This is a genomic window from Nitratireductor mangrovi (assembly GCF_007922615.2).
Lineage (GTDB): Bacteria > Pseudomonadota > Alphaproteobacteria > Rhizobiales > Rhizobiaceae > Mangrovimarina > Mangrovimarina mangrovi.
On sequence record NZ_CP042301.2, the window covers coordinates 4599537 to 4619114 of the forward strand.

General features: G+C 66.2%; 21 protein-coding genes. 8 read left to right on the plus strand and 13 right to left on the minus strand.

Translation table 11 applies throughout. The features are described 5' to 3' along the window. Nucleotides 1–19: 19 nt before the first annotated feature. The 6 genes from FQ775_RS22585 to dnaA form a co-directional block, all read right to left on the minus strand. Nucleotides 20–439 (minus strand): aconitase X swivel domain-containing protein, encoded by a 420-nt coding sequence (locus tag FQ775_RS22585; RefSeq protein ID WP_146299906.1) that lies wholly within the window; start codon nt 437–439, stop codon nt 20–22. Further along, a complete protein-coding gene (locus tag FQ775_RS22590) occupies nt 436–1689 on the minus strand; it encodes an aconitase X (protein ID WP_146299905.1) in 1254 nt (417 codons plus the stop codon). Before FQ775_RS22590 ends, FQ775_RS22585 begins: the two co-directional genes overlap by 4 nt. Then, nucleotides 1686–2456, minus strand: a complete 771-nt coding sequence (locus FQ775_RS22595; protein ID WP_146299904.1) for a molybdopterin-synthase adenylyltransferase MoeB — start codon at nt 2454–2456, stop codon at nt 1686–1688. The genes FQ775_RS22590 and FQ775_RS22595 overlap by 4 nt, the downstream gene beginning before the upstream one ends. A gap of 67 nt (nt 2457–2523) precedes the next feature. Beyond that, entirely contained in the window at nt 2524–3675 is a 1152-nt protein-coding gene (gene recF, locus FQ775_RS22600) for a DNA replication/repair protein RecF (RefSeq protein ID WP_146299903.1), read from the minus strand. Between the two features lie 31 nt (nt 3676–3706). Next, nucleotides 3707–4825 carry a DNA polymerase III subunit beta gene (dnaN, locus tag FQ775_RS22605; protein ID WP_146299902.1) on the minus strand — a complete coding sequence of 373 codons (1119 nt, stop codon included), beginning with the start codon at nt 4823–4825 and terminating at the stop codon, nt 3707–3709. Between the two features lie 190 nt (nt 4826–5015). After that, on the minus strand, nt 5016–6548 hold the full coding sequence (dnaA, locus tag FQ775_RS22610) for a chromosomal replication initiator protein DnaA (protein WP_146299901.1): 1533 nt from the start codon (nt 6546–6548) through the stop codon (nt 5016–5018). On the opposite strand from dnaA, the gene FQ775_RS22615 reads away from it, so the two are divergent. Then, nucleotides 6447–6896 carry a hypothetical protein gene (locus FQ775_RS22615; protein ID WP_206064919.1) on the plus strand — a complete coding sequence of 150 codons (450 nt, stop codon included), beginning with the start codon at nt 6447–6449 and terminating at the stop codon, nt 6894–6896. The genes dnaA and FQ775_RS22615 overlap by 102 nt on opposite strands. Nucleotides 6897–7401: 505 nt before the next feature. Here the strand turns inward: FQ775_RS22615 and rpsT are convergent. The 4 genes from rpsT to FQ775_RS22635 form a co-directional block, all read right to left on the minus strand. Continuing rightward, nucleotides 7402–7668, minus strand: coding sequence for a 30S ribosomal protein S20 (gene rpsT / locus FQ775_RS22620; protein ID WP_146299900.1), 267 nt, complete (start codon nt 7666–7668; stop codon nt 7402–7404). 156 nt (nt 7669–7824) lie between these two features. Continuing rightward, nucleotides 7825–8598: an enoyl-CoA hydratase gene (locus FQ775_RS22625; protein ID WP_146299899.1), complete on the minus strand. Its 774-nt coding sequence runs from the start codon at nt 8596–8598 to the stop codon at nt 7825–7827. A gap of 115 nt (nt 8599–8713) precedes the next feature. Next, on the minus strand, nt 8714–9607 hold the full coding sequence (gene mutM / locus FQ775_RS22630) for a bifunctional DNA-formamidopyrimidine glycosylase/DNA-(apurinic or apyrimidinic site) lyase (RefSeq protein WP_146299898.1): 894 nt from the start codon (nt 9605–9607) through the stop codon (nt 8714–8716). Then, nucleotides 9600–10838 carry a phosphopentomutase gene (locus tag FQ775_RS22635; RefSeq protein ID WP_146299897.1) on the minus strand — a complete coding sequence of 413 codons (1239 nt, stop codon included), beginning with the start codon at nt 10836–10838 and terminating at the stop codon, nt 9600–9602. Before FQ775_RS22635 ends, mutM begins: the two co-directional genes overlap by 8 nt. A gap of 128 nt (nt 10839–10966) precedes the next feature. On the opposite strand from FQ775_RS22635, the gene FQ775_RS22640 reads away from it, so the two are divergent. Next, a complete protein-coding gene (locus FQ775_RS22640) occupies nt 10967–11896 on the plus strand; it encodes a phosphate/phosphite/phosphonate ABC transporter substrate-binding protein (protein WP_146299896.1) in 930 nt (309 codons plus the stop codon). A 36-nt stretch (nt 11897–11932) separates the two neighbouring features. On the opposite strand, the gene FQ775_RS22645 is transcribed toward FQ775_RS22640, so the two are convergent. The 3 genes from FQ775_RS22645 to FQ775_RS22655 form a co-directional block, all read right to left on the minus strand. Continuing rightward, entirely contained in the window at nt 11933–12556 is a 624-nt protein-coding gene (locus FQ775_RS22645; protein ID WP_246730213.1) for a TadE/TadG family type IV pilus assembly protein, read from the minus strand. Nucleotides 12557–12598: 42 nt separating this feature from the next. Continuing rightward, nucleotides 12599–13177, minus strand: coding sequence for a TadE/TadG family type IV pilus assembly protein (locus FQ775_RS22650; RefSeq protein ID WP_146299895.1), 579 nt, complete (start codon nt 13175–13177; stop codon nt 12599–12601). A gap of 142 nt (nt 13178–13319) precedes the next feature. Next, nucleotides 13320–13760 (minus strand): pilus assembly protein N-terminal domain-containing protein, encoded by a 441-nt coding sequence (locus FQ775_RS22655; RefSeq protein ID WP_146299894.1) that lies wholly within the window; start codon nt 13758–13760, stop codon nt 13320–13322. Between the two features lie 391 nt (nt 13761–14151). Between FQ775_RS22655 and FQ775_RS22660 the strand changes: the two genes are divergently transcribed. The 6 genes from FQ775_RS22660 (at nt 14152) to FQ775_RS22685 (ending at nt 19556) form a co-directional block, all read left to right on the plus strand. Continuing rightward, on the plus strand, nt 14152–14328 hold the full coding sequence (locus FQ775_RS22660; RefSeq protein ID WP_146299893.1) for a Flp family type IVb pilin: 177 nt from the start codon (nt 14152–14154) through the stop codon (nt 14326–14328). 143 nt (nt 14329–14471) lie between these two features. Beyond that, nucleotides 14472–14993 (plus strand): A24 family peptidase, encoded by a 522-nt coding sequence (locus FQ775_RS22665; RefSeq protein ID WP_146299892.1) that lies wholly within the window; start codon nt 14472–14474, stop codon nt 14991–14993. A 149-nt stretch (nt 14994–15142) separates the two neighbouring features. After that, complete coding sequence (gene cpaB / locus FQ775_RS22670) at nt 15143–15955, plus strand: Flp pilus assembly protein CpaB (RefSeq protein ID WP_146299891.1); 813 nt, start codon at nt 15143–15145, stop codon at nt 15953–15955. Next, a complete protein-coding gene (locus tag FQ775_RS22675; protein WP_146299890.1) occupies nt 15952–17520 on the plus strand; it encodes a type II and III secretion system protein family protein in 1569 nt (522 codons plus the stop codon). The genes cpaB and FQ775_RS22675 overlap by 4 nt, the downstream gene beginning before the upstream one ends. A 17-nt stretch (nt 17521–17537) precedes the next feature. Next, entirely contained in the window at nt 17538–18248 is a 711-nt protein-coding gene (locus FQ775_RS22680) for a CpaD family pilus assembly protein (protein WP_146299889.1), read from the plus strand. Nucleotides 18249–18272: 24 nt separating this feature from the next. Continuing rightward, a complete protein-coding gene (locus FQ775_RS22685) occupies nt 18273–19556 on the plus strand; it encodes a CpaE/TadZ family protein (RefSeq protein WP_146299888.1) in 1284 nt (427 codons plus the stop codon). The last annotated feature ends 22 nt before the right edge of the window (nt 19557–19578 follow it).

Below are 19578 nucleotides of genomic sequence, written 5' to 3' on the forward strand. Positions count from 1 at the left end.
GGGCGCGCCGTCTTCCGCCTCACGCAACGATAGCGACCGTACCGTCCTGCGAGACCGTGATCTGGCGGCCGCGAAAATGTTCGTGGTTGTCCCGCACGAGGCGCACCGCCACCGGTGTCGCCCATCCCATCTCCTTCGCCACCACCAGCCCGAGTAGCAGGATCGCGTCGGGCTCGTGCAGCACCATCGCCGATGGCGCGTGGCCGCCCCGGACGAGTTCCAGCAGTACCGAAGACGCCGACGACGAGCCGATCGTGCCGGGCAGGAACAGCACGGTTCCCGCCACCGAGGCGCCGTGTTGCGGGTGGCGGACGTCGACGATGCGGCCCGTTTTCGGGTCGACCCCGCCCCAGAAGCTGATCGGCGCGTCGAGAACCAGTGCCGGCCCGTCGCCGGCGCGGCCGCCGACGAGGATCTCTCCCTCGAGCGTGCCGCTCACGACACCGTGTCCCGGATGATCGGCCGGCCGGCGACAGCGCTCGCCACGCAGTCGGCGAGCGAGGCATAAAGCACGCGGTAGCCGGTGTTGCCGGGCGCGTAATGGGCGAACTTGCCGGAATTCGTCATCAGCACGCCGCCGGCAAGCTCGGCCATGACCGGCGTCACCACGACGCAGGTATCGGCAACGATGGTGACGCCGGCATTTTCGAGCGCTTGCCGCTTGCCGCTTTTCTCCAGAACATCGAGCACATGGCGGCCGGTGCAGGCATAGAGGGGAACCTTCAGGCCGCGGCCGGCCAGATGTCTTTCCAGCGCCGCGAATTCGTCGAGCGAGAAATGCGGGCTGCCGAGCGCCACCGCGTCGAGCCTGTCGCTGCCTTCGGCTGTCGACAGCCGCCGCAGGCTGTCCGCGACCATTTCCGCCGTGGCCGCGATCGTCTCGGCCGGCGCCATGCCGCCGGTCGCCGTCGCGATGTCCGGCGCTTCCGGCGTCACGCCGACGATATGGAACAGCCCGACCGCGCCGGAGGAGGCGGCGGCCGCGCCGAAGGCCTTGAGCGCGTCTTCGCCCGGGTGGCGTTCGATGCCGGTGACGGCACCGACCGCATCGCCTGCAAGACGTCCGTAAAGGCTGCCGAGCACCGGCCAGGCGATTTCCGAGTTCAGGAACGAGGCTGGCAGGGCGGAGACGTCGACGATGATGCGCGCGCGGCGGTTCTCGGTGCGGTGCAGCCCGCAATCCGGCGCCCTGCCGGCAATCGCGCAGGCGATGTCGAGGAAGTCACCATAACGGTTGGTGCGCGCGCCCAAGACCGAGTTGCAGAACGCGACCGCGTTCGACTCCCCCCACGCCACATCCTCGCCCTCTCGCGGCCTGTGGCCGGCCTGGTAGGGCGCGCAGGTCCAGGTCGGCTCGCAGCCAAGCGCCCGGTAGGCGCGCATCATGCGGCGTGCCATGGCGCGCTCGTGCTCGGCGAGCCGCACCCGGCAGGAGCCGGTCAGGTCGAGCGCGCCCACATTGAGCGTGGCGCGCACTGCGACCTTGGCACTTCCTTCGACCAGCCGTTCGGCGAACAGCGTGCCGGAATCGCCATGATAGAGCGCGCCGTCGATATGCGCCGACGCGATCGGGATCAGCCGCTCCGCGCCGAGCAGGCGTCCGCTCTCGGCGACGATGCGCATCGCCATCGCCGCGCCGTCGCTGCCCGCCGCGATCCGCCGCTCGTCCTCGCTCAGTGTCAGCGTCACCCTTCGGCCCTGCGATAGCGCATGACGTCGAAGCGCGCGCCCAGCCCGTCATAGAGCAACAGCCGCCCGACCAGCGGCTCGCCGACGCCGGTGACGAGCTTGATCACCTCCATCGCCTGCAGAGTGCCGATGACGCCGGGCAGCGCGCCGAGGATGCCGGCCTCGGCACAGGAGGGCACGAGGCCCGGCGGCGGCGCTTCCGGGAAGAGGTCGCGGTAGCCGGGCAGCGGTTTGCCGTCGGCGTCCGTGTCGAACGGCTTCAGCACGGTCAGCGACCCGTCGAAACGGCCGACCGCCCCGGTGACGAGCGGCTTTCCCGCCGCCGCGCAGCTGTCGGCAACCAGGTAGCGCGTGCCGAAATTGTCCGATCCGTCGACGACGATGTCATAGCCGTCGACCAGTTCGCGCACATTGGCCTCGGTCAGCCGCAGCCGGTGCCTTTCCACGACGACATGCGGGTTGATCCCGGCGATCGTATCGGCGGCGCTGTCGACCTTCGCCTCGCCGACGGACGCCGTGTCGTGGATCACCTGCCGCTGCAGGTTCGACAGCGACACCGTGTCGTCGTCGACGATGCCGAGCGTGCCGATCCCGGCGGCGGCGAGGTAGCAAAGCGCCGGCGCTCCCAGCCCGCCGGCGCCGACGACCAGCACGCGCGCGCGCTTCAGCTTCTGCTGCCCCGCGCCGCCGATTTCCGGCAGCACGATGTGGCGCGCATAACGTTCGAGTTCGGCGTCGGAGAGCGGAGGCGTCGTTTGGTGATCCATGCCGCGGGATCATAGGGACGGCCGCGACGCTTGTCAGCGGCCCACCTGCCCGTGCTGTGCTTCCGCTTCAGCCGGTCGCGCGCACGGCGCCATCGGCGACGGTCAGGAACTGGGCGCGGTTGTCGATCGCGGCAAACAGGTCGGCCTCCGTGCCGGTCATGAACACCTGGCCGTTGAGGTCGTCGAGAATGTCGAAAAGTGCGGCCCGCCTGAGATGGTCGAAATGCGCGGCGATTTCGTCGAGCAGCAGGATCGGCGCCATGCCGGCCAGTTCCCCGGTCAGCCGTGCATGCGAAAGCACGATGCCGACCAGCAGTGCCTTCTGCTCCCCAGTCGAGGAGAGTGCGGCCGGCATCGCCTTCGGCCTGTGGCGCACGATCAGGTCGGAGCGGTGCGGCCCGTCGAGCGTGCGGCCGGCGCTGCGGTCGCGCTCGCGCTCGCGCTCCAGCCTTTCGCGGAAACTCTCCTCGGCCTCCACCGCAGGGCGCTCGGCGAGGATGCCTTCGAGATAACCTTCGATCGCCAGGTCGGCGCGCGGAAAGGCGCCGTCCTCCGGGGTCTTTTCAACCATTGCCGCCAGCAGGCGCACCATCTCGACCCGCGCGGCGGCGATCGCCGCTCCCGTCTCCGCCATCTGCGCCTCGATCGCCGCGAACCAGGTCTCGTCGCGCTGGTTGTCGGCCAGCAGCCGGTTGCGGCCCCGCATCGCCTTCTCGTAGTCGAGCGCGCGCTGGCCGTGCGCCGGGTCGATCGTCAGGACAAGCCGGTCGAGGAAGCGCCGCCGGTCCGAGGCCGGCCCGGTGAAGAGCCCGTCCATCGCCGGCGTCAGCCACATCACCCGCAGCCATTCGAGCATCTCGTCGGCCGAGCGCGCCGGCGCGCCGTTGATACGCACCTTGCGGCCGCCCTCGCTTTCGCCATTTGGCGGTCCGCCCGCTCCGGTGCCGATCTCGACCGCGCCGTCGGGGCCGTCGATGGAGGCATGGACGGCAAAGCCACCCCCCGCACCTTCGCGCACCGCGTCGGCATAGGCGGCCCGCCGCAGCCCGCGCCCGGGCGTCAGCAACGAAATCGCTTCGAGGAGGTTGGTCTTGCCGGCCCCGTTCTCGCCGGTCAGCACCACCGCGCCGCCATCGAAGCTTACCGAAAGCTCGCGGTAGCTGCGGAAATCTGTAAGCTTGAGCTTACCTATCGAAACCCTTGGCGGCTTCTGGGCCACGGTGGCGTCCTGTCGCGGCGCGCCGCCCGGATCAGACACGCATCGGCATCAGCACGTAAAGCGCCTGCTCGTCGGCCATGTCGTGAATCAGCGTGGGCGAGCCGGCGTCGGCGAGCATGAATTTCGCCTCGCTGCCGGTCAGCTGCCCGGCCACGTCGAGCAGGTAGCGCGCGTTGAAGCCGATCTCGATCGGGTCGGCGTCGTAATCCGCCGGTATCTCCTCGACCGCGCTGCCGGAGTCGGGATTGTTCACGGTAAGCGTAACCTGACCATCGGCGATGGCGAGCTTCACCGCGCGGCCGCGCTCGGAGGAGATCGTCGAGACGCGGTCCACCGCCTGGGCGAAACTCTGCCGGTCGATGACCAGCTTCTTGTTGTTGCCGGACGGGATGACGCGCTGGTAATCCGGAAACGTGCCGTCGATCAGCTTGGAGGTCAGGATCACGCTGCCGATGGTGAAGCGGATCTTGGTGTCCGACAGTTCCACGGCGACCTTGACGTCCGGCGCGTCGACCAGCTTCTGCAACTCGCTCACGGTCTTGCGCGGAACGATGATGCCCGGCATGCCTTCGGAGCCGGCCGGCGCCTCGATCTCGGCCCGGGCCAGGCGGTGGCCGTCGGTAGCGACCGCGCGCAACACCAGCGCGCTGCCGCTTTCCAGCGTGTGCAGGTAGATGCCGTTGAGGTAGTAACGCGTCTCCTCGGTCGAGATCGCAAACTGCGTCTTGTCGATCAGCCCCTTGAGCGCCGTCGATTCGATCCTGAAGATGTGCGAGAAGCTGCCGGCCGAAAGTTCGGGGAAGTCCGATTGCGGCAGGCATTGCAGGCGGAAGTTGGAGCGCCCGGCGATCACCGACATCGACCGTCCGTCCTCGTCGGTCTTCAGCATCACTTCCGCTCCCTCGGGCAATTTGCGCACGATGTCGTAGAGCAGATGCGCCGGCACCGTCGTTGCGCCACCCTGTTCCACTTGCGCCGCCGTCGCCTCGGTCACCTCGATGTCGAGGTCGGTCGCCTTCATTTCGAGCACGGCGCCGTCGGCCTTGAGCAGGACGTTCGACAGGATCGGAATCGTGTTGCGGCGCTCGACGACGCGGTGCACGTGATTGAGCGACTTCAGGAGATTCGAACGTTCAAGTGTAACGCGCATCGATGGTCTCGTACCGAGGAGAGCTTCGCCCGGGAAGCAGAGAAAAGAACGGCCCGAGACGGGCCGGAATCAAGCCAAAATGACAGGAAAAGCCCCGCGAAGGCAAGCCCGCGCGGCGCTTTGGCGCGCGCCGTGCGGGCATTGGCAGGGGATAAGCTGCGGCGCGTGCGGCGGCGCCGCGGCGGGCAGATCAGGCCTGGTCGCTGATCAGCCTGCGCAGCAGTTCCAGTTCCTGCGCCAGCGTCTGGTCGGCGCCCGACAGTTCCTCGATCTTGCGCACCGCGTGAAGCACCGTCGTATGATCGCGACCGCCGAAGCGGCGGCCGATTTCGGGCAGCGAGCGCGGCGTCATGATCTTGGACAGATACATGGCCACCTGGCGCGGCTTGACGATCGTGCGCGTGCGCCGGTTCGACAGAAGCTCGGTCTTCGACACGTTGTAGTGCCGTGCGACGATCCTCTGGATGTCCTCGATGCGCACCCGCTTCGGGTCGCCGGGCCGGAACATGTGGCCGAGCAGTTCATCGATGCGCTCGATGCTCAGCTGCGGCTCGAAGGAACGGCGGAACAGCAGCTGGTTGAACGCGCCCTCGAGTTCGCGCCCGCTGCCGGTGACCGCCCGCGCGACATGCTCCAGGACATTTGCCGGAATGTCGAGCGACTGGTCTTCCACGCGCGCCGATGCCAGCCGCTGCTGCAGCATGCGCAGCCGCATATCCATGTCGGGCGACGACATTTCCAGCGACACGCCGCCATGCAGGCGCGAGCGCACCCGGGGCTCCAGCGATTCAAGCTCGGCGGCTGGCCGGTCGGCCGCGACGACAACCTGGCGCGCGCTGTCGAGCAGCATGTTGATGAGATGGCAGAACTCGTGCTGGATCGACTTGCCCTGCAGGAACTGCATGTCGTCGATGATCAGCAGGTCGATGTCGCGCAACTGCTCCTTCAGCGTCAGTGCGTTGTTGTCGCGGATTGCGGTTGCGAAGCGCCACATGAAGTATTCCGCGGTCAGGTAGACCACGCGCATCTGCGGATTGCGCTTCAAGGCCTCCGCGGCGATCGCCTGCAGGAGGTGGGTCTTGCCCAGCCCGACGGAGGCGTGGACGAAGAGCGGGTTGAAGCGCAGCGACGCGCTCGGGCTCTCGGCCACGGTACGGGCCGCGGCGAAGGCGACGCGGTTCGGCGGACCCTCGACGAAGGAATCGAACGTATAACGCGAATCCAGCGGCGAACCGAGCACGCTCTGGTTTTTCGCCGCGTCCGCCGAAGTCGGCTTCGTCGGGGTCGCTTTGGTGCTGACGGCGGTTCCGCTCGCCAGCGTTGCCTGCGACGACCGTGTGATGTTGCGGGCTGGCGCCGGCTCGGTTTCCGGCGTGCTGCGCGTGCTGCGGGTGGCGCTGCGCACGACGATCTCGAGCCGCATGAGGGCGGGATCTTCGCGCTTCCAGAGATCCGTGATCAGCTCCAGGTAGTGGCTGTTGATCCAGGAACGCAAAAAGGCAGTCGGTACCGACAGGCGGACCAGCCCCCGCGCGGCTTCGGCAAGCTTCATGCGGCCGAACCAGCTCGAATAGACCTCCAGGCCCAGCTGCGCGCGCAGTTGCACCCTGACGCGCTCGAATTGCTCGTGCGCCCCGGCGCCCCCGCTCACCTCATCGTCTCCCTTTCTGAATTGAACAAAGGGGAGCGCCGCCGCTCTCCCCATTTCCAAGCCGCCTTGCATCCCGTTTTCCCTTTTCATTTGGCAATGTATTCCCGTCATGCGCGGCGCAACGCCGCGCATGTCCTCGTTCAGACGACCGGGCCAAACGGCCCGAGCGCCACCTCACTCGAATACAACCGACCGCATCGTGGTCAGCCCGTCCCCGTTTTCCCCCGGCGCGCGGACGCGTCGAAGTGCCTGCCGATGGTCAAAAAGTTCCCCTGGCCGGCGCTGCCGCCGGACCGATCCTCGTCACTCTTCAACCAGATTCACGCCCGCGAACCGGCGCGTCGAAAGGGCACGACCTTCCCGCTCGCGGGAAACGCCCCCGCGTCGCAAGCGGCAATTTTTCTGGGTATTGAGGCCTGACGGCCCTGTCCCTTCCGATGGACCGACATTACAAAATGTGGCGGTTGAAGAGCAAGGGCGGCGGTAAGGGTTTTTTAATCTCTTGGACGCCTCTGGCGGCTCCGGCGTGTTCGCCCGGCAAGGCAGGCAACGCATAAACTGTTATGAATCAATCCCTTTGTCCGAAGCCTCTTCTTCGGTCGTCGGCTATCTAAAAATACATTATTTTTTTGCTTGACATGTCGAGGTCGCCGCCGGTCCTCCGAGCTCGGACGCGGCCCGTCGAATACCTCTGGCAAGCTCTTGGTTTTGTTGTCTTTTTGATGCGCCGAGCGCATGTGTGTCCGGCTCGCTGTCACCCTGTGTCAGCATGCGAAACGGCGATGCCGGCAAATGAACGCGTTGCCCCTTTTTCGCCCACTTCGACATGTCCGGCAAGTGTCTGTCGGCAAAAGAAAAAAGCCCGGCTGGGTTGCCGGGCTGGTCAATCGTTTCGCGTTTGGCGTGCCCTGTTCGGGCGGGTCCGCTAGGCCTGCAGGGCCTTCACGCGCTGTGCCAGGCGCGATACCTTGCGCGAGGCCGTGTTGCGGTGCATGACACCCTTGGTGGCCGCACGCATCAGTTCCGGCTGGACGGCGTCGAACGCGGCCGTGGCCGCGGCCTTGTCGCCTGCCGCCAAAGCTTCCTCGACCTTGCGCACATAGCTGCGCACGCGCGAACGGCGGTTCTTGTTGATCGCGGTCCGGCGCGCCATCTTGCGCGTCGCCTTCTTGGCCGAAGTGGTGTTGGCCATGATGCCTCTCTCGTTGTTCTGGCGTTCTGGTGCCAGTCCGGCGTTCCGGCAGGCACGAATACAAACGGGCGGCCGCTGGGCCGCCTCGATTGCGGCGGCTTATAGTTCAGCTTGCGGCCTGCGTCAACGCCTGTCGCCGCCCGAAAAACCGCCTGCTCAGCGGTTGCGGAAATTCGGCGTCCGCTTCTCCACAAAGGCCGACATGCCCTCCGTCTGGTCGTCCAGGGCGAACATCGAGTGGAACACCCGGCGTTCGAAGCGCAGGCCCTCCGAAAGGGTCGTCTCGTAGGAGCGGTTGACCGCCTCCTTGGCCATCATAACCGCCGGCAGCGAGAACGAGGCGATCTTTGTTGCCGCGGCAAGCGCCTCCTCGATCAGTTCGCCGGCCGGCACCACCCGCGACACCAGGCCCGAGCGTTCCGCCTCCTCGGCGTCCATCATCCGTCCGGTCAGACACATGTCCATCGCCTTGGACTTGCCGACGAAGCGCGTCAGCCGCTGTGAGCCGCCCATGCCGGGCATCACCCCGAGCGTGATCTCGGGCTGGCCGAACTTGGCGTTGTCGGCCGCTATGATGAAGTCGCACATCATCGCCAGTTCGCAGCCGCCGCCGAGCGCGTAGCCGGCCACGGCCGCGATCACCGGCTTGCGGATGCGCGACAGCGCCTCCCAGCCCGCGAAGAAGTCGGCCATGAAGGCGTCGACATAACTCATCGACTGCATCTGCTTGATGTCGGCCCCGGCCGCGAACGCCTTTTCCGATCCCGTGATCACGATCGCGCCGACGCCGGCATCCGCCTCGAACGCCTCCAGGGCGGCCATCACCTCCGCCAGCACGGTGGTGTTGAGCGCGTTAAGCGCCTTGGGCCGGTTCAGCGTGATCAGGCCGACCCGCGCACGCGTTTCGACTAGGATCGTTTCATAGGCCATGTTGGGAAACTCCTCCGGGGCGATTGCGTCGAGATGATCAAGCGTAGCGGTTCGGGCCCGGCATTGGCATCCCATTTGTTCTGCCGGACTGCAATTGTAGGAGCGAAGCGAAGCATCAGCGCTGGCAAGACACACAATGGAAGGTTGAGCGTCCGGACTGCACCGTGCGCATGACGGTGCCCCGGCAGCCCGGGTGACGGCAGGCCTCGCCCTCGCGATCGTAGACGGAGAAGCTGTGCTGGAAATAGCCGAGTTCGCCGTCGGCCTGGCGATAGTCGCGCAGCGAAGATCCGCCGGCCGCGATCGCATCGGCGATCACCTCGCGAACGGCGGTCGCCAGCCGCTCGCTGGCCGCGCCGGCACGGCCGCTTTTGGGCACGATGCTGCCCGCCGCCCGCAGCGGTGACAACTTGGCCCGCCACAGCGCCTCGCAGACATAGATATTGCCCAGCCCGGCGATCAGCCGCTGGTCGAGGAGCGCTGCCTTGAGCGGCGCGCGCCGGTCGCGGAAAAGCCGGGCCAGCAGGGCGCCGTCCAGCGTATTGCCGGTAGGCTCCACCCCGAGCCCCGCCATCAGCGGATGTTCGCCGAGTTTCCCCGGTTCGGCGAACAGCATGAAGCCGAAACGGCGCGGGTCATTGAAGATGACACGGGCCGGGCCGCCGGCCGTCGGCTCCAGACGGAGAACCACGTGGTCATGCGGACGCGCCGTCGAACGCTCGTGGTGGAAGCGTCCTGGCAGTTCGGAGCCGCCATCGCGCTCGATGCGCCACGAGCCCGACATGCCGAGATGACTGATCAGGGTCAGGCCGTCGTCGAGATGGGCAAGCAGGTATTTCGCCCGCCGCGCCAGCCCGCCGATGGTGCGCCCTTGCAGGCGTTCGCCGAAGCGTGGCGGAAACGGGAAGCGCAGGTCCGGCCTGCGCTGCTCGACCGAGACGATCCTTGCGCCTTCCATCACCTTGGCCAGACCGCGGCGCACGGTCTCGACCTCCGGCAATTCAGGCATCGGGGCGGATCGTGTCGAGGAAGGAGGTGCCGTGGTGGCCACGCGCCAGGCCGAGATGGGCCGCCACGGTCTCGCCGATATCGGCGAAGGTCGGGCGGATGCCGAGGGCAGCCGGCGCCAGGCCGGGTCCAGTGCCGATCACCGGCACGCGCTCGCGTGTATGGTCGGTCCCGCGCCAGGTCGGATCGCAGCCATGGTCGGCGGTCAGGATCAAGAGGTCGCCTGGTTGCAGCCGCGCCAGCGCCTCCGGCAGCCGGGCGTCAAATGCCTCGAGCGCGGCGGCGTAGCCCGCCACGTCGCGCCGGTGGCCGAAAAGCGTGTCGAAATCGACGAAATTGGCGAAAACCAGATCGCCGTCGCGGCTGTCTTCGATGGCGCCGAGCGCCTTGTCGAACAGCGCCATGTTGCCGGCCGCCTTGCGCACTTCCGAGATGGCGCGGTGCGCAAAGATATCGCCGATCTTGCCGACGCCGATCACCTTGCCGTCGGCCTCGGTGATGCGGTCCAGTACCGTCGGCTCGGTGGGCGGAACGGCGTAGTCGCGGCGGTTGGTGGTGCGCTCGAAATCGGCGGCCGACGCGCCCACGAAGGGCCGCGCGATGACCCGGCCGATATTGAGCGGGTCGACCAGCCGGCGCACGATCTGGCACAGTTCGTAAAGCCTTTCGAGCCCGAAATGCTCCTCATGCGCGGCGATCTGGTAGACAGAGTCCGCCGAGGTGTAGCAGATCGGCTTTCCGGTCCGCACATGCTCCTCGCCGAGCTTGGCGATGATCTCGGTGCCGGAGGCATGGCAGTCGCCGAGGATGCCCGGCAGCTTCGCCTCGCGGATCACCGCCTCGGTGAGTTCTGCGGGAAAGGTCGGCACGGTTTCGGGGAAATAGCCCCAGTCGAACGGCACCGGCAGGCCGGCGATTTCCCAGTGACCGGACGGCGTGTCCTTGCCTTTCGAGACCTCTTCGGCGGCTCCGAAGAAACCTTCCGGGATCGGCCGCTCCACGCCCGCCGGCATCTGGCCGCTGGCAGCAAATGCCGCTTCGGCCAGTCCCAGCTTGAGCATATTGGGCAGGCGCAGCGGCCCCTGGCGCAACCCGTCTCGGTCGGCCTGGCCGCGTGCGGCGGCCGCAGCGATATGGCCGAACGTGTTGGCGCCGGCGTCGCCGAACTGCTCGGCGTCGGAGGCGCCGCCGACGCCGAAGGAATCGAGCACGAACAGGAAGGCGCGCGGCATTTCGAAGGACAATCCTCAGGGTCTGCGTCGTCCACGACACTTAGTTGGGCGGTGGCCAATTGGCAAACCGGAAACCAAACGGCAAGGTCGCGCTGTCAGATTCGCGAATCGGACCAGGGCGGACGGACATGAACCGGGTGGGATCGCAGATGCGGAGGCAGGTCGCGGCGGCATGCGCGGCCGCATTGCTTTTGCTCGGCTCTCCCGTAGCCCATGCCGGGTGGAAGGACGAGGTCGGCACGCTGCGGATCGGCATGCTGGCGAGGCCCGGATCCGGCGCCGTCGTGCCGGGCGCGTCGGCGATCGAGCGCGCCTATGCCAATGCCCTCGGCATTCCCGTCGATATCTTCGTCGCCCGCGATTTCGCCGCGCTTATCGACGCCCAGGCGAGCGGCCGCATCCAGTATGCGATTTTTTCGGCAACGGCCTATGCGGCCGCCTGGCGTCGCTGCGGCTGCGTCGAGCCGCTGGCCGCGCCGATCTCCGAAGACGGCACGTCCGGCCTCCGCGCCGTGCTGATCGTGGCGAAGGCGGATGCAGGCGGCGAAGGCCGGCGCATCGCCGCCGTTCCGCAAAGCGTGGTCGCCGACCTCCTGCCGGGCCTCGCCGGCCCCCAGGCCAGGCCGGCCGGTGCTAGGCCCGACGACGAGATCGTTCGCGTCGGTTCGATGTCGGTGGCCGAGCGCATGTTCGCGGAAGGCGAGATCGACGGGCTTTACGGCTGGGCGCCGGAGCGTGTCGGCGGGCCTGACGCCGGCACGCTTGCGCGTCTGGCGGCAATGGGCGTGGCGCCCGGAGACATGGAAATCGTCTGGACCTCGCAGTCGGTGCGTTTCGGCCCGCATGCGGTGCGCGCCGATCTGCCGCCGGAGGCCAAGGATATCCTGAAGAGGTTCCTGACCGGGCTCAAGCTCGCCGATCCGGACGTCTACGACCTCCTGGAGGAAGAGCGCCAGGGCGGCTTCCTCAGGGCCGGCCACGACGACTACGAGGCCGCCGTCGAGGCGCTGGGCGGCTGGCTCCCCGCCCCGGCGCAGCCCTCGCCCGAGGGCGAATGAGCCGTTCGACTGTAAAAACGATGAACAGCACTGGCGTCAGCAGTCGATGCAGGTGACCTTCTGGCTCATGCGCGGCCGCAGGTAATAATCCTCGCCCATCGAGATGCTGTCGAAGGCAGCGGCCAGGCCGAGCGAGGTCTTCTGTTGCGCGCTCCAGGTGATCACCGGCTTGTAGTCCAGATCGGCCTCGCCGCGGATCAGGAACGTGCCCTTGATCTTCAGCTTCTCGGGCACCGTCGTCGTCGAACCGATCGTGAGATGGTTCGACGCGGTGCCGTTCACCAGCTTGCGCGACCATGCCACCTTCACCTTCGGCGTATCCTCGTCGGTGATCTCGATCGCCGTCAGGTAGATCGTCGGCTTGGTGCGGTTATAGGGCTGGATCACCGAGCCGCCGATCTTCATGATCGCGTCGATCTCGGCCTTGGTGATCTGCTGCTGCTGGGTTACCAGGTCGGCGACCATGCTGGCGATGCGTCCTGTCTTCTTGTTGGCTTCTATCGCCTGCGAGGTCTCCATTGTCATGAAGTAGAGCCCGAGCAGCACCGGCGCGATGAACGCGAACTCGATCGCGGCCGCCGCCCGGCGGTCGCGCCACAGCGCGGCGAGAAGCTCCGTCGCGGCCTTGTGCCAGCGGGTTCCGGCCTGTTGCCCCAACATATCCAGTCCCTTTCCCTGTCGCTTGTTTCGGGTCGTTGCCGGCTAGTCGTCGAACGGTTCGTTCTGCCAGGTCGCCGTGGCGAAATGCAGCGTCTTGCCGTCCTTCAGGTTCGAAACCGATTTGCGCATGAAGTCCGTCATCACCGGCCAGCGGTAGAAGACGCGCAGCATGTTCTTGCTGAGCGAGGGGCCGGGATCGACGTCGAAGTCGCTGGTATCGATGTCCTTGTCCGCGGTCAGCTTGACGCGCTCCTTGGCTGCATCCTCGAAGGTCGCATATTCGCGCAGGTCGACCTCCAGCCCCGGGCAGCCGGCGGCCACGATGATTTCGAGCTGGTCGCAGATCGCTGCCTTCAGCGACGATTCGGTGACGGTCGCGGCCTTGATCTGGCCGGTGCGAAGCTGGCGCGCGACGCGATCGGTCGCCGTCGTCAGCACCTGCTGCGCCGCGAACGAGATGCAGCTTTCAAGGATGGCGAACACCAGGAGCGAGAACGGGATCGCCAGCGCCACGAACTCGATGGCCACCGCGCCGTCGCGGTTGCGCGCGAAACGGCCGAACAGGCCGCGGCGCTTCCTGCGGTCTTCCCCCTTGCGAGAGGCGTTGCTGCTCTCTTTCATGGCCCGATTCCTGCCAACCCCATTGCAGTCTCGCGGCGAACATAAACGAGGGCGGTTGAATTCCCGTTTTGACGACGATGAAAATTGGCGCGGCGGCGTTTGCCGCGCGTTAACGCTGCCGCCCGCCCTGAGCCGGATGGCGCTACTGGCTGGCGCTCATCTCGCTTTCGGAAAGCCGCTCCGCGTCGCTCTTGTAGGAGCTCTCGCAATAAGGCGTGCATGAAAGCGTCTGCACGTCGGCGCGGCGATAGACCCGCACCGAGCTTGCGTCCTGCCGAGACACGAAGATCTGCTCGTCCACGATCGGCGCGCCGTCCACGTCGAGGACGACCAGGTTGGTCACGCCGAAACCGCGCCCGGTGAGCACGATCGTCGTGGCGTCCTGTACCGAGGCGTCGGCGATCTGCGGATTGCCGACCACGATCGTGTCGGCCGGTCGCGCCAGCTTCACGATCTTGGCTTCGTTCATCAGGATCGAGATGCCGCCCTCGGCAATGGCCTGGCCGACGCCGAGCGCCAGCAATCCCGCCGCCAGGACGCTTGTCAGGCCGTATCGGCCACGGAATGTCGCGTTGCGCGCCATGAGGTCTCTCCACCTGCGTACTTTCCGAAAGATGAAGCGGATTGGTGAATCTTCGGTTAAGCGGCCACGGGGCGTGGGCGGACTCGGCGAAAACCGCAGGGGAGCGGCGGTGGCCGCCGGATCCAGCGCGGCAAAGTGTTTAAGGCTGTTGCCGGAAATCGAGTATACCCTCGCGCGCGTGCTGTCTTACACGCGTGGGCAGGAGAAGAAAATTTTGCTTCGCCGCTTATGCCATCATTAACCACAGATGACCGAGGCACAGGTTAGGAAATCGGTAAGTCTGTTTTTTAAGCCGATCGAAAGAGCTTCCCCGTAGTGTTCGTGCATCCGATCAACGCAGAAAAAATTGTTGACGGGCTGTGCTGTAAACACGTGGAGTAGGAGCTCTCGAATGTCCAAGCTTTTTGCACGTTTCGTGAAAGACGAATCCGGCGCGACCGCCATCGAATATGGCCTGATCGCCGCTCTCATCGCCGTTGCTATCATGACCGGCGCCGGCCTGCTCGGCACCGCGCTCGACACGCAGTTCACCGAGATCGCCAAGGACCTGGACTACAAGTCCGAGTAATCTCGCAGCGTTGGCCAGCGATGGCCTGAAAGGGACCGCCCCACCGGGCGGTCCCTTTTCTTTTTGTTAACCCGCCGGCCGCTTTTCACCATTGCTTAAGCGGGTCCGCACTAGGATTTCGCGTTTGAACCGCCGAGGCCATGATGATCGAAGCCGCCATCTTCGTCGTTTTTCCGTTCTGCATGGCCTTTGCGGCGGTCTCCGACATGATGTCGATGACGATCGCCAACCGCGTCTCGCTTCTGCTCGTGGCGGCATTCGCGGTGCTTGCCCCGCTGACGGGCATGAGCTGGGCGGAATACGGGCTGCATTTTGCCGCCATGGCGGCGGTGCTGGCGGTTACCTTCGGGCTTTTCGCCATCGGCGGCATGGGCGGCGGCGACGCCAAGCTGATGGCGGCCACCGCGCTGTGGATGGGGCTGGAGCCGACCCTGGTCGTCTACCTGGTCATGTCCGCCGTCTTTGGCGGGGGGCTGACCCTGCTGATCCTGCTCTACCGCTCTTCGCCGTTCGCCGACATCACGGTCAACAATGTGATGCTGCGCCATTTTGCCGACCGCAAGGTGGGCATTCCCTATGGCATCGCGCTGGGACTGGGCGGCCTCACCGCCTATATGCAGTCGCCGCTGATGCTGTGGGCGCTTGGCCGCCTTTCCGGAAGCTGATCTGAGGGGCGGGATGCCGGCCCGCCCGCCGGCAATGCATAAACCTTAAATTAAGTACGATCGTAAGCATTGCATTAACCCTAATTTGACGATTGCGCCCCCATTGTCGGGTCCGGTGAATGCAAATCGCCGGGTAAAGGTGCGGGTCGATGAACACTTCACGCTTGATCATTCTCGGGGTCGCGGTCGTCGCAGCCGGCGTCGCCGGCTACATCGCCAAGAACCTCGCAACGGCGCCGGCGCCGATCGTGGTTGCCGATGCCGGGCCGCGCCAGCCGGCCATTCCCCTGACCGAGGTCCTGGTTCTTTCCGAAGACCTTCCGGTCGGACAGCCCATCGAAAAGCAGCTGCGCTGGCAGGACTGGCCGCGCGACGCGGTGGCCGAAGGCTTCATTACGCGCGACGCCGAAGCCAACGCCGAAGAAGAACTCAAGGGCGCCATCGCCCGGTTGCCGATGTATGCCGGCGAGCCGGTGCGGCGTTCCAAGCTGATCGGCGCCGGCCAGAGCTTCATGTCGGCGATCCTGCCGTCGGGCAAGCGCGCCATCGCCACCCAGATTTCGGCCGACACCTCGGCCGGCGGCTTCATTCTTCCCAACGATTATGTCGATGTCATCATGACCCGGCGCGCCGAAAGCGGCGGCACCCAGGGCTTCGTGACGGAGACCATCCTCAAGAACATCCGCGTGCTCGCGATCGACCAGACCATTCGCGAGGACGAGGAGGGCAACAAGGTCAAGGTCGGCGAGACGGCGACGCTGGAGCTGACGCCGCAGCAGGCCGAGATCATCACCGTCGCCCAGCAGCTTGCCGACCGCCTGACGCTGTCCCTGCGCTCGATCAAGGACGCGCAGGAAAAGCAGGAAACCGAGGCCGACTACCTGGTCTCCGGCAACGGCCGCAAGGGCACGGTCAGGCTCATCAAATCCGGCGAAGTTTCTGAAGTGGGAGCGCGCAAATGACGTCGCACAACAACACGCTGCCCGGACGGTCGCCCGTGCGCCGCACCGTGGGCAGGCTCGCTGCGTCGCTGATCGCGATCACGGCCGTTTCACTGGCGAGCCCGGCGCTGCTTGGCTCCGTCGCGGTCCACGCCGAAGGCGTAAAGGTCCGCTCGACATCGTCGGCCAGCCAGCGCATCAAGCTCGGCCTCAACAAGTCGATCGTCATCGACCTGCCGCAGGATGCCTACGACATCCTGGTCGCCAATCCGACGGTCGCTGACGCCGTGACCCGCACCGCGCGCCGCATCTACCTTTTCGGCAAGCAGGTCGGTGAGACCAACATCTATGTCTTCGGCGCCAATGGCGAGCAGATCGCAAGCCTCGATCTGGCCATCGAGCGCGATGTCGCCGGCCTTGAGGAATATCTGCAGCGCTTCATTCCCAACTCGGACATCACGGTCGAACTCCTCAACGACAACGTGGTCCTGACCGGCACCGTCGAAACGCCGCTCGACGCGGCGCGCGCGGCACGGCTGGCCGAGATCTTCGTTACCGGTGGTGAGGCAACCACCGGCCAGTATTCGCAGACGGCAGCCGCGCCCACCGACGGCGGCGGCGTCGACATCAACAACCCGGACCAGGAGCGCCGGGTCAGCCAGATCGTCAACCTGATCAAGATCATCGGCGAGGACCAGGTGACCCTCAAGGTCACGGTCGCCGAGGTCAGCCGCGTGGTGATGAAGCAGCTCGGCGTCAACATCCTGGGTTCCGGCACGTCCGACGGCATCACCTGGGGGTCGATCAGCGAAAACATCTCCGGTCTCGGCAAGCAGCTGACCGGGTCGCAGTTCAATCTCGGCACGGCGTTCGGCTCGGGCACGCTTTCGGCCTACCTCAACGCGATGGAACAGGCCGGCGTGATGAAGACGCTCGCCGAGCCGACGCTCACGGCCATTTCCGGCGAGAAGGCGCTGTTCCGCGTCGGCGGCGAGTTCAATCTGATCTCCGGCCAGGAAGTCGACGCCGAAAACGGCCAGATCACCTACGACATCGAGAAGCTCGAATATGGCATCGGGCTCGAATTCCTGCCGGTCGTGCTCTCGCCGGGCCGCATCAGCCTCAAGGTGCGCACCTCGGTCTCCGAGCCGACCACGGAAGGCTCGGTGGCCCTGGGCTCCGGCGGCCGCAACAACGCCACCAACCTTCTGTCGATCCGCAAGCGCCTCGCCGACACCACGGTCGAACTGCCGTCCGGCGGCTCGATGATGATCGCCGGGCTGGTGCGCGACGACATCCGCCAGGTGTCCTCGGGTATGCCGGGGCTGTCCAAGCTGCCGGTGCTCGGCACGCTGTTCCGCAGCCGCGACTTCATCCGAAACGAATCCGAACTCGTCATCATCGTGACGCCCTATCTCTCCCGCCCGGTCGCCCGCCAGCAGCTGGCCCGGCCCGACGACAACTTCAACGCCGCCAGCGACGGCGCCGGCATGTTCCTCGGCCGCGTGAACCGTGTCTACGGCACGATGAAGACCGATCTGCCCAAGGGCCGCTACCACGGCGTGGTCGGCTACATCTACAAGTGATCGCGAAGGATCGTCTCATGCGCAGAGCCACCCTCTACTACTCCGCCGGCGCAAGACGGAGCACCCGCATCACCGGCAACATCGCCGTCATGGTGGCCGCGGCCGCCCTGCTCGGCGGATGCGCCTGGAAGCGCGACTCGATCACGGTAGGCTCGGTGCCGGATGACTACCGCACCAACCACCCGATCATCGTGTCCGAACAGGACGAGGTTCTCGACCTGCCGGTCGGTGTCTCCGAACATGGCATGACGCGCGTGCAGCGTGTCGCCGTCGACGGCTACGTCTCCAACTACGACCACGACGGCGGCGCCGTCATCAGCATCATGGTGCCGGCCAACGCGGCCAATTCGGCCGCCGCCAGCTCCGCCGCCTACGAGATCGCCCAGCACATGTACCGCAAGGGCGTGCCGTCGGGCCGCGTCATCACGGTGCCCTACGATGCAGGCGCGCCCGAGCAGCCGGCGCCGATCAGGCTCATCTACGGTCGCATGAAGGCCCATGTCGGCCAGTGCGGGCGCTGGCCCGAGGACATGCTGCGCACGCGCGAAAACAAGCACTACGCGAATTTCGGCTGTGCCTACCAGAACAACCTGGCCGCGCAGCTTGCCAACCCGTCCGACCTGCTCGGCCCGCGCGAGCAGACCGAGATCGACGCCGCCAACCGTGGTGTTGCGATCGACGACTACCAGGCGCGTCAGACCGAGTGGGACCCGGTCGTCCAGTTCTGAGGCGGCCCTTGAGAGGCGAGAATGATGAACAACCTTGCGTATGAAAGCGAAGGCGAGCCGGAAGCCGACATCACCGACGGCGAAATCTCGCAACTGAACGCCCTGCGCCCCATTCCGCGCATCTCGATCCAGGCGTTCTGCGAGACCGAGAGCGTCGCCAAGCCGATCGAGCGCGCGGCCGACGACCGTCGCATGGCCAAGACCCACCTCAAGGTGCACATGGGCGGGCTCGACGCCGCGCTCGACTATTATACCTCGGCGCCGACGCCGAACCTGATCGTGCTGGAATCGCGCGCCGAGCCCAAGGAGATGCTGGAGTCCCTGCAGCGCCTTGCCGATGTCTGCGACCCGTCCACCAAGGTCATCATCATCGGCCACTACAACGACGTCTGGCTTTACCGCGAACTGATCCGCGCCGGCGTTTCCGAATATGTGGTCGCGCCGGTGTCGCTGGCCGACATCGTGGCGATCATCTCGCAGATCTTCGTCGACCCCGAGGCCGAGCCGCTGGGCAAGTCGATCGCCTTCGTCGGCGCCAAGGGCGGCGTCGGCTCCTCGACGATCGCCCACAATGTCGGATGGATGATGTCGTCGGCCTTCAGCTCCGACGTCGTTGTGGCCGATCTCGACCTGCCTTTCGGCACCGCCAACATCAATTTCGACCAGGACCCCGCCCAGGGCATCGCCGAGGCGGTGTTCTCGCCCGAGCGCATCGACGAGGTCTATCTCGACCGCCTTCTGGCGCAGTGTTCCGAACATCTGTCGCTGCTGGCCGCACCCTCGACGCTCGACCGCGTCTACGATTTCGACGCCGAAGCCTTCTCGCAGATCATCGACATTGCCCAGCGGTCGGCTCCGCTGCTCGTGCTCGACGTGCCGCATGTGTGGAACGCCTGGACGCGCAGCACGCTGACCCAGGCCGACGAGGTGGTGATCACGGCGACGCCCGAGCTCGCCAACCTGCGCAACACCAAGAACATCGTCGACACGCTCAAGAAGCTCCGGCCCAACGACAAGCCGCCGCACCTGATCATCAATCAGGCCGGCGTGCCGAAGCGGCCCGAGATCTCCGCCGACGATTTCGCCGAACCGCTCGAGCTGACGCCGATGGCGATCATCCCGTTCGACGCGCAGCTGTTCGGCAACGCCTCCAACAACGGCCGCATGCTTGGCGAGATGGATGCCCAGCACGCGATCGTGAAGTCGATCTCCGACATCGCCCATGTCCTCACCGGGCGCAGCGAGATCAAGCCGAAAGCGAAGTCGGGGCTGGCCGGCGTGCTCGCGAAGCTGCGCGCGAAGAAATAGCCGCGATCCTGCGAAACGGGTG